Genomic DNA, 14502 nt, shown 5'->3' on the forward strand with positions numbered 1-14502 from the left:
GGGGGAGCCGTCGTCCGGCTCACCACCGGGGAGGGTGTCGAGTGCGCGAAACGGGGCATCGGCATTTCACCAGCGCGCTGGCCAGCGCCGAATTCCGGGCGATGTGGCTGGCCGAAGCCCTGTCCCAGGTCGGGGACCAGCTCGCGCGGGTGGCGCTGGCCCTGCTGGTGTTCGGGCGGACCGACTCGGCGCTGCTGACGGCGCTGACCTACGCGCTGACGTTCCTGCCGTCGCTGCTGGGCGGGCTGCTGCTTTCCGGGCTGGGGGACCGGTTCCCCCGGCGCACGGTCATCGTCGTGACGGACGTCCTCCGGGCCTGCCTGGCCGCGGCCATGGCGATTCCGGGGCTCCCGCTCGGGGCGCTCTGGGGCCTGGTCGCGCTGCTCACCCTGGCGGGCGCGCCGTTCAAGGCCGCGCAGCTGGCCCTGCTGCCCGACGTCCTTCCGCCGGGACGTCACGAGGCGGGCCTCGGGCTCCGGCAGGTCACCATCCAGATCGCGCAGGTGGCAGGGTTCGGGCTGGGCGGCGTGCTCGTCACCGCCGTCGGCCCCGGCGCCGTACTGCTGTTCAACGGCGGCACGTTCCTGATCGGCGCGCTGGCGGTGTTCTTCGGTGTCCGGGCGCGCCCGGCGGCGCGTCGGGACATCTCGCCGTCGAAGGACGGAGCCCGGCCGCGCGGGAAACCCGACCGCCGGATAGTGGCGATCGTCATCCTGTCGTCGCTGATGGGCCTGCTCGTCGTTCCGGAAGCGCTCGCGGCTCCCTACGCGAACGCCGCGGGGGCGAAGCCGTTCATGGTCGGACTGCTGATGGCGGCCGACCCCGTCGGCAGCGTCGTCGGCGGGTGGTGGGCGGGAAGGCGGGCTTCGGCGCCGGGGGCGCGTTCGGTGATCCTGCCCATGGCGCTGGGCGGCCTGCCACTGGCCGCTTGCGCGTTCGCGCCGGGGCTGGGGTGGACCATCGCGCTGTGGGCGGCCTGCGGCGCGCTGTGCACGGTGTACATGGTGCGCAGCCAGGCCGTGGTGATGTCCGTCGTCGACAACGCGCGGCGCGCGACGGTGATGGGCTGGATCACCACGTGCCTCTACACGTCACAGGGACTGGCGATGGCAGGGGCGGGGGTCGCCGCCGATCTGCTGGGGCCCGCGGCCTCGGTGGCGATCGCGGGCGGATTGGCCACCGTCTGCGCGGCGGGAACCATGCTCGTGTGGCGGGGAGCCCGTCCCCGGCAGGCGCCGGCCGCCGACCTGTCACTCCGCGCGTAGCGTGCGCCGGAGCATCTTGCCGCTGTCGGTGCGGGGCAGCCGATCCCGGAACTCGAACCGCCTCGGCGTCTTGAACCCGGCCAGCGCGCCGCGGCAGTGTGCCGCCAGCCGTTCGGCCAGCGCGTCGTCCGCGGCGACGCCCTCGCCCGGCTGCACCATCGCGACGACCCGCTGTCCCCATTCCTCGTCGGGTTCGCCGATCACCGCGACGTCGGCGACGTCGGGATGGCTCAGCAGCCGGGCCTCGATCTCGGCGGGGTAGATGTTGACCCCGCCGGAAAGGATCAGGTCGGTCCGCCGGTCACGCAGGAACACCCGGCCCTCGGCGTCGAGGTAGCCGACGTCGCCGACGGTGAGGAACTCGCCGGACCTGTTCGCGGCCGTCTTCTCCGGGTCCCGGTGGTAGCCGAGATCGGTGTGCACGGAGCTGAAGTAGAGCGTGCCGGTCTCGCCTGCCGGCAGCTCCGCGCCGTCCTCGCCGAGGACCTTCACCCGGACACCGGGCAGCGGACGGCCGACCGTGCCCGGCTCGGCAAGCCATTCGTCCGGCTGTACTACGGAAACCATGCCCTCCGAAGCGCCGTAGTACTCGGTGACGATCGGCCCGAGCCAGGCGAGCATCCGTTCCTTGACCTCGCGCGGGCACGGCGCCGCGCCGTGCATCACGCTGGTGAGCGAGGACAGGTCGTAGCGCGTGCGGACTTCTTCGGGCAGGCGCAGCAGGCGGTGGAGCATCGTCGGCACCACGTGGGTGGTGGTGACGCGGTACCGCTCGATCAGCCGCAACGTCTCTTCGGCGTCGAAACGGGACATCAACGCCACTGTGTGCCCGAGATGCAGCGCGCTGAGCGAGTACGCGCCCGGCGCCGCGTGGTACAGCGGGCACGGCACCAGGTGCACCCCGGTGCCGGGGGAAACGCCGAGCAGCTCCATCACGTGCTGGTAGTCCGGGTGCAGCGCGGGCGGCTTTCCGCTCAACGGCCGCCGCACGCCCTTGGGTCGTCCGGTGGTCCCGGACGTGTAGACCATCGTCGCCCCGGAAGTCCGGTTCTCCGGCACGGTTTCCGGTTCTTCGCTGCCCCATTTCGCGTAGTCCGACCAGTTTTCGGTGTTTCCCACCGAGAATCGGCGTTCGGCCGGTATGCCGAGTTCGTCCAAAGTGGACGTGCAGGCCGCGGCGATGTCCGCGTCCGCGATGACCACCCGTGACTCGCTGTTTTCGACGATGTAGCCGATTTCGCCGGACGTGGACCGGTAGTTGACCGGGGTGAAGTACATCCCCGCCTGGAGCGTCGCGAGCTGGACCTCGTAGTGGGGGAGTCCATTGTGGAGGATCACGGTGACGCCGTCGCCGACACCGAGACCGAGTGCGCGCAGTGCGTGCGTGAGCTGGTTGACCCTGGCCGCCAGCCGCCCGAAGCTCACCTGCCGGCCGGCGGGGTCGATGACCGCGATCCGGTCGGGGTCGGCGGTCGCGATGTCGTAGAACGTGCTCACCCGCGGCTCCTGTCGGTGATCGGCTGCCCCCTCCCTGCCAGGCTACTGTGCCGTTAGTTACGAATCCGACCACTGTCACGGCGGAAACGGGTATCTGCGAGCAGGTCGGCTGCGGCCCGTGTCCGCCTGCTTTTGGTCGGATTAGTAACTGCGCGCCAAGCCGTTCGGCCATGCTCAGCGGCGCAACGTTTCCAGGTGCCGCCGCACGACGGCGCGCATCAGGTCCGGGGTGACCCGGTCCGGGTGCGAGATGCCGCCGAGGGTCAGTCCGTCGAGCAGGGCCGCCAATCGCTCGGCCTCGAGATCGAGGTCCAGCCCGGCCCCGAGTGAGCCCCGTTTCTCCGCCTCGGCCAGTGATCTGCGGGTGAGCAGGCGCGTGCCCTCGTGCAGCTGAGCGGTCTCGGCGGCGATTCCAGGCCGGATCCGCGCGGCGGCGGAAAAGGCGAGCCACACCTCGGCCTCGGCGCGGCGGGTCTCGTCGAGCGGGAGAAGTTCGCCGAGCAGTTCGGTGGTCTGGTCCAGCGACGCCTCGCTCCCCGGTGTGGTGTCGCCGAGCAGTTGGTCGGCGCGCGCGGCGATGCGGGCGGCCGTGCGCCGCGTGAGCGTCCGCATCGCGAAGACGATCAGCTCCTCGTGGTTGGCGAAGTAGTGGCGGACCGAGCCGATCACCAGCCCGGCCTCCTCCGCGACCGCGCGCAGGGATGCCTGGTCGAGGCCGTCGCGGCGGATCACCCGGAACACGGCTTCGGCGATGGCTAGACGGCGGGCCTCGGGGTCGACGATCTTCGGCACCTTGCCTTTATAGCACGTCTTTGCTAATTTATTTAGCACGATGATGCTATAAAGGGGGGTCTTCATGAACGGCTGGGTGATCGCGGCGCTCGTGTGCGCCGGGGTGGTCGTGGTAATCGTGCGCAGGGTGCGCGGTGAGCCGTTGGTGGCGCGTGAGGTGTACGGGACACCGCTCATTTTGATCGTCATCGGGGGCAGTGGCCTGCTCAAACAGAACCTGACCGCGGTGGACGTGCTGTGGCTGGTACTCGGCTCGGCGGTCGGGATCGGGTTCGGCGCGGTTCGCGCGCGCACTACGAAGCTGTTCGAACGCGACGGTGTCCTCTGGCAGCGCTACACCGGGTGGACGTTCGCGGTGTGGGCTGTTTCGCTCGCGGCCAACTTCGGGATCGGCACGCTCGCGGTCGCGAACGGGATGCACGAGCAGGCCCGCCCGATGCCGTTGTCGATCGGGCTGAGCCTGCTCGGAGAGGCGCTGATGCTCGCCTGGCGGGCGAAGGACACCGGAGTTCCTTACGCACCACCGAGCCGGCGGGAGTTGTCGCGCCGCTAGAGTTTCGCGACCTCGCGCACGAGGAGGTCGATCTCGTCCTCGGTGTTGTAGTAGTGCGCCGACGCGCGGACCAGATCGGGCAGCTTCCGCGCGGTGAAGTCGAACTGGGCGGAGGTGCTGCTCGACACGCTGGTGTTGATCCTCGCCGCGGTCAGCGCGCGTTTGACGTCGGCGGCGGGGGTGCCTTCGAGGCTGAACGTGACGATGCCGCATTTGCGCGCGCCCTGGTCGTGCACCTGGACCCCGGGGAGTTCACCGAGCCGTTCGCGCAGGGTGTTCGCCAGCGCGCTCACCCGGGCGTCGATGGCGGGCAGTCCCCACTCCAGCGCGTAATCGACAGCCGCGCCGAGCCCGAGCACCAGCGCGGTGTTGCGCTCCCACACCTCGAATCGCTTGGCGGTCGGGTCGACGGTGTACTCGCTGGGGGACGTCCAGCTCGCCGAGTGCAGGTCGAGCATCGCGGGCTCCAGCCGGGCCCGGAGTTTCGGGTGCACGTAAAGGAAACCGGTGCCGCGCGGGCCGCGGACGTATTTGCGGCCGGTCGCGCTGAGTGCGTCGCACTTGAGCCGCCGGACGTCGAGGTCGAGCTGCCCGGCCGACTGGCAGGCGTCGAGCAGGAACGGGATCCCGGCCTGCTCGGCGACCTCGCCGATCTCCTCGGCGGGGTTGACCAGTCCGCCCTGGGTCGGCACATGGCTGACGGCGATGAGCTTGACGTCGTCGCCGATGCGGCGGCGCAGCTCCGCGACGTCGAGCTGGCCGGACTCGTCGTCGCCGATCACCTCGACCTCCACGCCGGTGCGGCGCTTCAGCTGCAGGAACGAGATGACGTTGCTGGCGTACTCCGCCTGGGACGTCAGGATCCGGTCGCCGGGGCCGAACGGGAACGAGTAGAAGACCGCTTGCCAGGACCGCGTGGCGTTTTCGGTGATCGCGATGTCGTCGGCTTCGGCGTTGAGCAGCCGGGCCACCGACGCGTAGACGGCGTCGAGCTTTTCGGACACCGCGGCGGTGGCCTCGTAGCCGCCGAGGTGGGCTTCCTCACGAAGGTGTCCGAGCACGGTGTCCAGCACGACGGCGGGCGGCAGCGCGGAGCCCGCGTTGTTGAAATGCACGACGTCGGCGCAGCCGGGCGTCTCCGCTCGGGCGCGCTCTACGTCCAGGTCCTGAATACTGGTCATACGGACTGAATACAGTACGGCCGTGCTGCATGCAATACTGCTCCCATGCCGAGGGAGCTCTTGCGTCGCGATCTCATCCAGGAAATCACCGCGCGTGTGCTCGACGGGCGGCTCGCGGCCGGGGCGCGGATCAACGAGGTGCACCTCGCGCGGGAGCTCGGCGTGAGCCGGACGCCGCTGCGGGAGGCGCTCATCGGGCTGGCCGATCGCGGGATGCTCGTGTCGGCGCCGGGACGGGGTTTCCTGGTCCCGCCGCTGGAACCCGAGGAGGCGCGGCGGCTCTACCCGCTCGTGGCGGAGCTGGAGTCGCTGGCGCTGCGCTGGACGTCGTCGTTCGACCTCGCCGGGCTGCCCGACGCGCTCGACGTCGTCGCGGAGGAGATGGCTTCGGTGCTGGATTCCGGCGGTGATCTGCTGGACGCGGACGAACGCTGGCACGCGTTGTTGCTGTCCCGCTGCGGCAATCCCCATCTGCTGCGGCTGATCGAGCAGACGAAACCGTTGCTGCGCCGCTATGACACGCTGTACTTCGGGGGAGCGCACCGCGCGGCGGAGAGCATCGACGAGCATCGCCTGATCGCGGCGTCGATCCGGGCGGGGGATCTGCCCGCGGCGTCCGACCTGCTCGTCCGGAACTGGGTGAAGACGTTGGCGTTTCTGGAAAGGGGTTGACCGTGGCGGTTTTCGCGCAGCTGAGCGACATCCATCTCGACGGCGGGGAGCGTGCGGAGGCGCGGGTGGCGGCGGTGATGGCCTACCTCGGCGGGCTCGCGCGGCCGGTCGACGCGGTGCTGGTGACCGGCGACATCGCCGACCACGGCCTGCCCGAGGAGTACCACCGCGCGGCGGAACTGCTCAAGCATTCCTCGCCGGTCCTGACCTGTCCCGGGAACCACGACGTCCGCGCCGCCTTCCGCGAGGTGCTGCTGGACGCGCCGCCGGAGGACGGTCCGATCAACAGCGCGCACGAGGTGGGCGGGACGCTGTTCGCGATGTGCGATTCGACGATTCCCGGCAGCGGCGCGGGTTTTCTCGACGACGAGACGCTGGCCTGGCTGGACTCGGTGCTCGCTTCCGGCGAAGGGCCCGCGTTCGTCGCGTTCCACCATCCGCCGGTCGAGGTCGGCGTCCCGGCCGTGGACAGGATCCGGCAGTCCGGCGAGGACCGGCTGGCCGCGGTGCTCGCGCGGCACCCCCGCGTCGTGGCGCTGCTGTGCGGGCACGTGCACACCGGCGCGTCGACGACGTTCGCCGGGCTGCCATTGCGGGTCGCGCCCGGTGTCGTCTCGGGCTCCCTGCTGCCGGCCGAACCGGGCGGTGACCGCGACTGGCCCGACGGCGGGCCGATCGAGTACGACCGGCCGCCGTCGCTCCTGCTCCACGTCCTGCACGAGGACGGGCGGCTCACCAGTCACGTGCGCTCCGTCCCGCTCTGATCCGGGGTGGCTCAAACGCCCCAATGTGGCATTGGGTGCGCTCGCCGCACCGAGGGACGCCCTCGTCGCACTCAACGCACCGAGGGCGTCCCTCGGACTTCCCCGCGCAGGCCGACGGTATCGCCTGACGGCGCGAAGCCCCGCCGGACCAACACTCCACAAAGGACTCAGCCGGGGAAGACCGGGAGGGTCAGGTGGCTGGGGTGGGCCGGGTCGTGGAAGATCTCGAAGCGGCAGGGCTTTCCGGCCACCGCCGAGACGAGCGGTTCCCCGGTGCCGTGGTTACGGGCGAACCGGGGGAAGGCGCCGCCCGCGACCTGGACCCGTAGCCGGTGCCCGCGCCGGAACCGGTACGCGGTCGGCTCCAGCTCGATCGACGCCCGCACCACGCCGTCCACATCGGACTCCGGGAAGCCGGGACGGAGCCGGAGGATGCCCTCGGTGACGTTGAGCGAGACGCCGCGACTGTCCACATCGCACAGTCGCACGTAGACATCGGCGTGGCCGAGGTCGGTGCGTACGTGGATGGTCGCGGACACCTCGCCGATGAGGTCGAGATCCGCCGCCAGCGGGGCGCCGGTGAACACGAGCACGTCCGACCGCGCTTCGACGGCCTGGTTGTCCCGCTGCTTGGTCTTCCCGGTCAGCAGCGGCCCGCCGACCGACGGCGTCGGGTCGGCCGGATCGTAGGTGAACTTCGCGGGCACCGAATCGCGCGGTACGTCCTCGCCGAGTCCGCCGACCGGCTGAAGGTGGAGCGGTTTCGCGGTGGTTTCCTCCGGCGGCCACTGGTCGAAGTCGAGCCAGCGCCCCGCCCCCTGCAGGTAGATCCGCACCGGGGCCCGCCGCAGCTGGGCGCTGTCACCGTGCAGGTGCGCGCGCAGCCACGAGATCTGGTCGGGCACGAGCACCCGGAGCATGCCGGGTTCGCCATGCGCCCACGGGCCGATGGTGATCCGCGGATTCCGGCCCGCCGCGGCCAGCGTGCGGAAATCGCGCAGCTGTTCGGCGAGGAACAGGTCGTACCAGCCGGTCACCATGCTCACCGGGGTCTTCAGCCCGGCCACTTCTTCGCGGTGGTCGACCATGGACCAGAACGGGTCGCCCGGCTCGGCGTGCGCGGTGACGTCCTGCAGGAACCGTACCGGCTTCCCGATCGCGGCGACGTCGGCGGCGGAGATCGGCAGGGTCGTCATCGCCCGCCGGGTCCGGCGGGTCTGGAACGGGTTGGGCAGCGCGGCGAACCGCTGTTCCTGTCGCCCGATCAGCGTGGACCACGACACCATGTCGTCAGCGGCCAGCGTCCCGCCGGGGTAGAAGGTCGAGATGAATTCCGACGCGGTGATCCCGAGGCACATCGCCTCCAGCGGTGGGTCGAGGTACGGCCCGAGCGCCCACTGCGTGTACCCGAGGTAACTGCCGCCCGCCATGGCCAGCCTGCCGTCACACCACGGCTGCTCCCGCAACCATGCGGCGGTGGCGAGCCCGTCCTCCTTCTCCAGGTGGAACGGCCGGAACTCGCCCCCGGAGCCGAAGGTGCCCCGGGTGCTCTGCACGACCACCTGCAGGCCGTGCCGCGCGAACGCCGCGCCGAAGATCTTGCCCATCAGCCCGCCCCTGCCGTAGGGCGTGCGGATCAGCACGACCGGCGCCGACGTGGTCCCGGCGGGGGCGTAGCGGTCGGCGAGCAGCCGGACGCCGTCGGGCATCGGTATCGGCAGCTCCTTGGTCACCACCGGCGGCGGGCCTTCGGCAGGAGGCAGGCCCAGCAGTCGGTCGACAACTCGCTCCAGCACGGATCCGCCTTTCGCCGGGTGATCTCTCCCACCCGACGCTACCCGCGGAACGCGTCCCCGTGCCGCCGTTCACTTCGAGCGATCAGGCCGTCGCGGGCGGGACCAGCCTCGCGACGGTTTCCGGGCGCAGCAGCTTCGCCAGCTCGTCCGCGGGCAGGAGTCCCTTTTCGACGACCAGTTCGGCCACGCCCCGCCCGGAAGCCAGTGCCTCCTTGGCGATCTCGGTCGCCGCCGCGTAGCCGATGCTCGGGTTGAGCGCGGTCACCAGCCCGATCGAGTTGTCGACATATCCCCGCATGACGCCGGCGTTGGCGGTGATGCCCTCGACGCAGCGCCGCGCCAGCACGAGGCAGCCCGACCGCAGATGCGTGATGCTCTCCGACAACGCGTGCAGGATGATCGGCTCGAACGCGTTGAGCTGCAGCTGCCCGGCTTCGGCGGCCATGGTCACCGTGACGTCGTTGCCGATGACCTCGAATGCGATCTGGTTGACCACCTCGGGGATCACCGGGTTGATCTTGCCAGGCATGATCGACGACCCGGCCTGCACCGGCGGCAGATTGATCTCGTTCAGCCCCGCCCTCGGCCCCGAGGACAGCAGCCGGAGATCGTTGCAGCCCTTGGAAAGCTTCACCGCGATCCGCTTGAGCACCCCGGACAGGTGCACGAAAGCGCCGCAGTCCTGCGTCGCCTCCACCAGATCCGCCGAGGTCACCAGCGGCAGGCCGGTGATCTCGCGCAGGTGACGGCACGCGGCCTCGGCGTACCCCGGCGCCGCGTTGAGCCCGGTACCGATCGCGGTCGCGCCGAGGTTGATCTCGTGCAGCAGCGTGACCGCCTCGGTCAGGCGCAGCCGGTCCTCGCCGAGCATCACCGCGTACGTCCCGAATTCCTGGCCCAGTGTCATCGGCACCGCGTCCTGCAACTGCGTGCGGCCCATCTTGAGCAGGTCGTGGAACTCGGCGGCCTTCGCCGCGTACGCGCGTTCCAGCACGATCATCGCCTCGGAGAGTTCCCGTACCGCGATGATCGTCGCGAGCCGCACCGCGCTCGGGTAGGCGTCGTTGGTGGACTGGCCGAGGTTGACGTGTTCGTTCGGGTGCAGCCGGGCGTAGTCGCCCTTCTCGTGCCCGAGCAGTTCGAGCGCGCGGTTGGCGATCACCTCGTTGGCGTTCATGTTCGTCGACGTACCGGCGCCGCCCTGGACGACGTCGACGACGAACTCGTCGTGCAGTGCGCCCGCCCGGATTTCCTTGCAGGCCGCGCAGATCGCTTCGGCGTCCGCCGGCGACAGCAGCCCCAGCTCGGCGTTCGCACGGGCCGCGGCCTCCTTCACCGCGGCCAGCGCCTCGATCAGGTGCGGATAGGCCGAGATCGCGGTGCCCGTGATCGGGAAGTTCTCCCGGGCCCGCGCGGTGTGCACGCCCCAGTACGCCCCTGCCGGAACTTCCTTGTCCCCCAGCAGATCGTGCTCGACGCGGTGTGTCATGTCTCTCCCCCCTAGGCGGCGCTGGCCAGGTGCCGCGCCAGCGTCCCGGTGACCCGCAGGCCGTCGGGTCCGTCCGTCCCCGCGAACGGTGCGAGTGCCGCACTGTCCACACCGGACAGTGCGAGCGCGGCGGCCAGCACCGGCGGCCGGGCCCGGTCGGCGCCGTCGGCGATCTTGATCGCCACCGCCGTCCCGTCCGGCAGCGCCGCGACCTGAACGGACTCGAAACCGTCCTTCGCGATCAGCCCCGGCACCGCGCGCATCAGCGCCGTGACGTCCCGCCGCGACCCGCCCACCAGCTCAGAGTGCGCCCGGATGCCGTGCGCGACAAGGGCTTCCGGGGTGCCCGATGGGGCGGTGGCGATCCGCGAAAGCGCGGTCGCCAGTCCTCGCAGCGTCATCGCGAACAGCGGCGCGCCGCAGCCGTCGACGCTCACGTGCGGGATCGGCGCGCCGGTCAGGTCCTCGACGCTGGTGGCGATCGCCAGTTGCAGCGGATGGCCGGGGTCGAGGTAGTCGTGCTCGGACCAGCCGTACTTGCGGCAGGTCGCGAGCATCGCCGCGTGCTTGCCCGAGCAGTTGTGCGCGAGCCTGCTCGGCACGCGCCCGGCGGCCACCCACTCGTCCCGCTCGACCGGGTCGAACGGGTAGTCCTCCGGGGTACGCAACGCTTCCGGGGTGAGGCCGTGCGCCGCCAGGATCGCGCGCGCGGCGTCGAGGTGGATGCCTTCGCCGGAGTGGCTGGCCGCGGCGATCGCGAACCCGGCGGGCGGCAGGCGCAGCCCGAGCCGCGCCATCGCCGCCGCCTGCAGCGGTTTCGCCGTCGAACGCGGGTACATCACGGCGTCGGGATCGCCCGCGGCGAACAGCGTCGACCCGTCCGGCGCGAGCACCACTACCGAACCGTGGTGCACGCCTTCGACCATGCCGCCGCGCATCAGGTGCACGAGCGGTTCGTGCGCGGGAACCGTGGTTCTCACAGCTTTTCCTCCGCGGCTTCCAGCACGCTCATGTCGATCCGCTTGCGCACGCAGAACCAGCCGACCACCAGCGCGACGAGGATCGCGGGCAGCGCCATCAGCGTGATCCGCCCGGTCTCGTCGAAGCCCATCAGCACCACGACCGCCGCGAGGAACACCAGCGTCGCGATCTCGGTGTAGGGCGAGAACGGCAGCCGGTAGGACGGCCGCGTCACCTCGCCGCGTTTCGCCTTGCGCACGAACAGAAGATGGCTCAGCACGATGATGGCCCAGGTGCCGAGGATGCCGACCGCGGCGAAGTTCAGCACGATCTCGAACGCGTCCTTCGGCACCAGGTAGTTCAGCCCGACACCGAGCACGCACACCGCGGCGGTGAGCAGGATCCCGCCGTAGGGGACCTGGTTCCTGTTCATCACGCCGGTGAACTTCGGTGCCGACCCCGCCTTCGACATCGACCGCAGGATCCGGCCGGTGGAGTAGAGGCCGGAGTTGAGGCTGGACATGGCGGCGGTGAGCACGACCAGGTTCATGATGCTGCCCGCCGACGGCACACCCAGATGCGAAAGCACGGTGACGAACGGGCTTTCGTTCTTGCTGTAGGAACTCCACGGCATCAGCATCGCCAGCAGGACCACCGAACCGACGTAGAAGACCGCGATCCGCCACATGATGGAGTTGATCGCCTTCGGCATGATCTTCTGCGGGTTCTCCGTCTCACCGGCCGCGACGCCGACCAGTTCGCACGAGGCGTAGGCGAACACGACGCCCTGGACGATCAGCACCATCGGCAGGATCCCGGCGGGGAAGATCCCGCCGTGGTCGGCGATCAGCTGCGGGCCGGGGGCGTGGCCGTCGATCGGGGTCTGCGTCACCAGCAGCACGATGCCGACGACCATGAAGACCACCAGTGCGGCGACCTTGATGATGGCGAACCAGAACTCCATCTCGCCGAACAGCTTCACCGACACCAGGTTCAGCGTCAGCACGACCGCGAGCGCGATCAGCGCGAGCACCCACTGCGGGATCGGCGTGAAGAACGACCAGAAGTGCGCGTACAGCGCGATCGCGGTGATGTCGGCGATCCCGGTGGTCGACCAGTTCAGGAAGTGCATCCAGCCCGCGACGTACGCGCCCTTCTCGCCCATGAACTCCCGCGCGTAGGAGACGAACGCACCCGAGGACGGCCGGTACAGGATGAGTTCGCCGAGCGAACGCACCACGAAGAAGGCGAACAGCCCGCACACCGCGTACACGATGGCGAGCGCCGGGCCCGCCTGCGTGAGCCTGCCGCCCGCGCCGAGGAACAGGCCCGTCCCGATCGCGCCGCCGATGGCGATCATGTTGATGTGCCGGGACTTCAGCGATTTGCTGTAGCCGGCGTCGCCGGCGTCGACCCGCGCCGGGGCGGCCTGTTCGGTGGTTTGGAGGGTCTCGCTCACGGTGTCAGTCGTCCTTGTCCGGGGTTTTCGCGTGGCTCGGCCGCACGATGGTGGTCAGGGCGTTTTCGACGTGCTGCAGATGCGCGGTCATCGCGGCCACGGCCGCCTCCTCCGAACCGGCGGCGATCGCCGTGACGATCCGGCGGTGCTCGACGTTGGACTGCGCGCGCCGTCCGCCGAGCTGGTTGAGGAACGACGACTGGCGGGCCAGCGCGTCGCGGATCTCCTCGATGACCTTGCCGAACACCGGGTTCCCCGATGCCTGCGCGATCGTGATGTGGAACAGCGAGTCGAGCGCCACCCAGGCGGTGTTGTCGGTCTCCGCGTCCATGCGGGTGACCAGATGGCCGAGCAGGTCGAGATCGTCGGAGCCGCGGCGCAGCGCGGCGTACCCGGCGACCGGGATCTCCACGTGGCGGCGCACCTCGAACAGGTCGCGGGCCGAATACGGCCCGAAGGTCGGGTTCTCCACCGGCCCGTTCGCGGTCACGAACGTGCCCTTGCCGGTGTGCGACATCGTCAGCCCGAGCGCCTGCAACCCGCGCAGTGCCTCCCGGATCACCGAGCGGCTGACCTCGAACTCCTTGCCGAGGCTGGCCTCCGAGGGGAGCTTGTCGCCGACCGCGTAGTCTCCCCGCTCGATGGCACGCCGGAGATGGGCCAGGACGGCTTCCATGGCGCTCACCCGACGCGGACCCTGTCCGGCTGTCTGGCTGTCAGACAGGTTCATGGGCGAGATCGTCGGGTTCGACCGTCCACATTGTCAAGACGACGGCTGGCCGCTCGGCGGGGGCGCGCGTCGGACGGGTCGCTGACCTGCGGTGATCATCGGGAATGTGGGTCAGTTCACGGCTGCGATGAGGCTCGTGAGCCATTGCGCGAGGTCGGCGTCGACGGTGCTTTCCCCGAACTGGAAGCCGTGCCGGGCGCCGGGATAACGCCGGAGTTCGGTGCGGACGCCGGCGTCGCGGGCACGTCCGGCGAACGCCGTGACGTCGTCGAGCAGGACCTCGCCCGTGCCGACCGCGAGCCACAGCGGCGGCAGGTTTTCCAGCGGCAGGTGCGCGGGGGAGTGCGGGCCGGCCGGGTCGAGTCCGCCGAGGTAGGCCCGGACGGACTCGGCGAGCACGGCCCGGCCGATGATGTCCTTGCCTTCGTTGGTGGTGAAGGACGCGCCGGGCAGCGTCAGGTCGGTGACCGGGGAGATCGCCGCGACGCCCAGCGGCACGCGGCCGCTGTCGATCAGCCGGGCCACCGCGGACAACACGATCGTGCCGCCCGCCGACTCGCCGAGGAGCACGAACGGCCCGTCGATTCCGCGGCACGCGTCGAGGACGTCCTCGATCTGCGCGGGACAGCGGTGTTCCGGCGCGAGCCGGTACGCCACCGGGACGACCCGGAGCCCGGCCGCGGCCAGCGCCTGTGCCCTGGCGGCACCGAGTTCCGGGTCGTACGAGGTGAATCCGCCGCCGTGCGCGTGGACGACGGTGACCGGCGTGGTCATGCGCGGGTCAGCGCGATGACCGGGAACGGGCGGCCGGTCTTCGCCTGGTGCTCGGTCAGCCTGCCGAACACGGCCGCCTGCGCGGCGAACAGCCGGTCGCGTTCCTCGCCGGTGATTTCGGTGGCCCGCGCCGGGAACGTCTCGCCGCCGGTCTCGACGGTGACCGCCGGGTTCGTGCGCAGGTTCCGGTACCAGTCCGGGTGTTCCGGGGCGCCGCCGTTGGCCGCGAACACCACCTGACGCTCGCCGTCGGGCAGGTACAGCAGCGGCGTCAGATGCGGTTGTCCGCTGCGCGCGCCCGTGGTGGTGAGCAGCAGCATCGGCGGCCCGTCAGCCTGCCCGCCACGCGCGCGGAAGCCGGCGATCACACGCTCGTTCATGGCTCGCAGGTCGATCTTCATCCGTCTCCTTCACTCGAACTTCAACAGTGTTGAAGTCTGCCGTGCGCACCTCCTCGCGTCAACGTGATTTCCTCCGGCGGCGTGTGCTGAAGGGGACTTTCCTCTCGTCGCATGCGAGGAAAGTCCCCTTCAGCAAATCCCGTGAGACGAACGTCCCCTTCAGTCCATG

The 14502-nt window shown here is 70.4% G+C and carries 14 protein-coding genes; 4 read left to right on the forward strand and 10 right to left on the reverse strand.

The genetic code is table 11. The features are described from left to right. The first annotated feature begins 41 nt into the window (after positions 1–41). Positions 42–1265 (forward strand): MFS transporter, encoded by a 1224-nt coding sequence (locus tag ACFW0G_RS39280; protein WP_378330602.1) that lies wholly within the window; start codon positions 42–44, stop codon positions 1263–1265. Here the strand turns inward: ACFW0G_RS39280 and ACFW0G_RS39285 are convergent. Next, positions 1251–2762 carry an AMP-binding protein gene (locus ACFW0G_RS39285; RefSeq protein ID WP_378330603.1) on the reverse strand — a complete coding sequence of 504 codons (1512 nt, stop codon included), beginning with the start codon at positions 2760–2762 and terminating at the stop codon, positions 1251–1253. The two genes, ACFW0G_RS39280 and ACFW0G_RS39285, sit on opposite strands and share 15 nt — an antisense overlap. A gap of 174 nt (positions 2763–2936) precedes the next feature. Further along, a complete protein-coding gene (locus ACFW0G_RS39290) occupies positions 2937–3554 on the reverse strand; it encodes a TetR/AcrR family transcriptional regulator (protein WP_378330604.1) in 618 nt (205 codons plus the stop codon). 64 nt (positions 3555–3618) lie between these two features. Between ACFW0G_RS39290 and ACFW0G_RS39295 the strand changes: the two genes are divergently transcribed. Continuing rightward, positions 3619–4107, forward strand: a complete 489-nt coding sequence (locus ACFW0G_RS39295; RefSeq protein WP_378330605.1) for a DUF1453 domain-containing protein — start codon at positions 3619–3621, stop codon at positions 4105–4107. Here the strand turns inward: ACFW0G_RS39295 and ACFW0G_RS39300 are convergent. Beyond that, a complete protein-coding gene (locus ACFW0G_RS39300) occupies positions 4104–5288 on the reverse strand; it encodes an aminotransferase class V-fold PLP-dependent enzyme (RefSeq protein WP_378330606.1) in 1185 nt (394 codons plus the stop codon). The two genes, ACFW0G_RS39295 and ACFW0G_RS39300, sit on opposite strands and share 4 nt — an antisense overlap. A 45-nt stretch (positions 5289–5333) precedes the next feature. Here ACFW0G_RS39300 and ACFW0G_RS39305 point away from each other — a divergent pair, with 45 nt between their 5' ends. Beyond that, a complete protein-coding gene (locus ACFW0G_RS39305) occupies positions 5334–5960 on the forward strand; it encodes a GntR family transcriptional regulator (RefSeq protein WP_378330607.1) in 627 nt (208 codons plus the stop codon). 2 nt (positions 5961–5962) lie between these two features. After that, positions 5963–6724, forward strand: a complete 762-nt coding sequence (locus ACFW0G_RS39310; protein WP_378330608.1) for a metallophosphoesterase — start codon at positions 5963–5965, stop codon at positions 6722–6724. Between the two features lie 167 nt (positions 6725–6891). Here ACFW0G_RS39310 and ACFW0G_RS39315 read toward each other — a convergent pair whose 3' ends face one another. From ACFW0G_RS39315 to ACFW0G_RS39345, 7 genes are all read right to left on the reverse strand, one after another. Beyond that, positions 6892–8520 (reverse strand): CocE/NonD family hydrolase, encoded by a 1629-nt coding sequence (locus ACFW0G_RS39315; protein WP_378330609.1) that lies wholly within the window; start codon positions 8518–8520, stop codon positions 6892–6894. Between the two features lie 82 nt (positions 8521–8602). Beyond that, on the reverse strand, positions 8603–10009 hold the full coding sequence (locus ACFW0G_RS39320) for an aspartate ammonia-lyase (RefSeq protein WP_378330610.1): 1407 nt from the start codon (positions 10007–10009) through the stop codon (positions 8603–8605). A gap of 11 nt (positions 10010–10020) precedes the next feature. After that, positions 10021–10947, reverse strand: a complete 927-nt coding sequence (locus ACFW0G_RS39325) for an asparaginase (protein ID WP_378330619.1) — start codon at positions 10945–10947, stop codon at positions 10021–10023. A gap of 38 nt (positions 10948–10985) precedes the next feature. Further along, positions 10986–12329 carry an amino acid permease gene (locus ACFW0G_RS39330; protein ID WP_378330620.1) on the reverse strand — a complete coding sequence of 448 codons (1344 nt, stop codon included), beginning with the start codon at positions 12327–12329 and terminating at the stop codon, positions 10986–10988. 103 nt (positions 12330–12432) lie between these two features. Next, positions 12433–13104 (reverse strand): FadR/GntR family transcriptional regulator, encoded by a 672-nt coding sequence (locus tag ACFW0G_RS39335; RefSeq protein WP_378330621.1) that lies wholly within the window; start codon positions 13102–13104, stop codon positions 12433–12435. A 165-nt stretch (positions 13105–13269) separates the two neighbouring features. After that, entirely contained in the window at positions 13270–13932 is a 663-nt protein-coding gene (locus tag ACFW0G_RS39340; protein WP_378330611.1) for an alpha/beta hydrolase fold domain-containing protein, read from the reverse strand. After that, complete coding sequence (locus tag ACFW0G_RS39345; protein WP_378330612.1) at positions 13929–14333, reverse strand: nitroreductase/quinone reductase family protein; 405 nt, start codon at positions 14331–14333, stop codon at positions 13929–13931. The genes ACFW0G_RS39340 and ACFW0G_RS39345 overlap by 4 nt, the downstream gene beginning before the upstream one ends. Positions 14334–14502 lie beyond the last annotated feature (169 nt).

The sequence above is a fragment of the Amycolatopsis sp. NPDC058986 genome, assembly GCF_042741125.1.
In the GTDB taxonomy this organism is placed as follows: Bacteria; Actinomycetota; Actinomycetes; order Mycobacteriales; family Pseudonocardiaceae; genus Amycolatopsis.

Excerpts from the sequence above, each read along its gene's own strand:
- ACFW0G_RS39295 (WP_378330605.1), top strand. The coding sequence starts at position 3,619 with ATGAACGGCTGGGTGATCGCGGCGCTCGTGTGCGCCGGGGTGGTCGTG.
- ACFW0G_RS39300 (WP_378330606.1), bottom strand. The coding sequence starts at position 5,288 with ATGACCAGTATTCAGGACCTGGACGTAGAGCGCGCCCGAGCGGAGACG.
- ACFW0G_RS39305 (WP_378330607.1), top strand. The coding sequence starts at position 5,334 with ATGCCGAGGGAGCTCTTGCGTCGCGATCTCATCCAGGAAATCACCGCG.
- ACFW0G_RS39320 (WP_378330610.1), bottom strand. The coding sequence starts at position 10,009 with ATGACACACCGCGTCGAGCACGATCTGCTGGGGGACAAGGAAGTTCCG.
- ACFW0G_RS39325 (WP_378330619.1), bottom strand. The coding sequence starts at position 10,947 with ATGCGCGGCGGCATGGTCGAAGGCGTGCACCACGGTTCGGTAGTGGTG.
- ACFW0G_RS39330 (WP_378330620.1), bottom strand. The coding sequence starts at position 12,329 with ATGATCGCCATCGGCGGCGCGATCGGGACGGGCCTGTTCCTCGGCGCG.
- ACFW0G_RS39335 (WP_378330621.1), bottom strand. The coding sequence starts at position 13,104 with ATGGAAGCCGTCCTGGCCCATCTCCGGCGTGCCATCGAGCGGGGAGAC.
- ACFW0G_RS39340 (WP_378330611.1), bottom strand. The coding sequence starts at position 13,932 with ATGACCACGCCGGTCACCGTCGTCCACGCGCACGGCGGCGGATTCACC.
- ACFW0G_RS39345 (WP_378330612.1), bottom strand. The coding sequence starts at position 14,333 with ATGAAGATCGACCTGCGAGCCATGAACGAGCGTGTGATCGCCGGCTTC.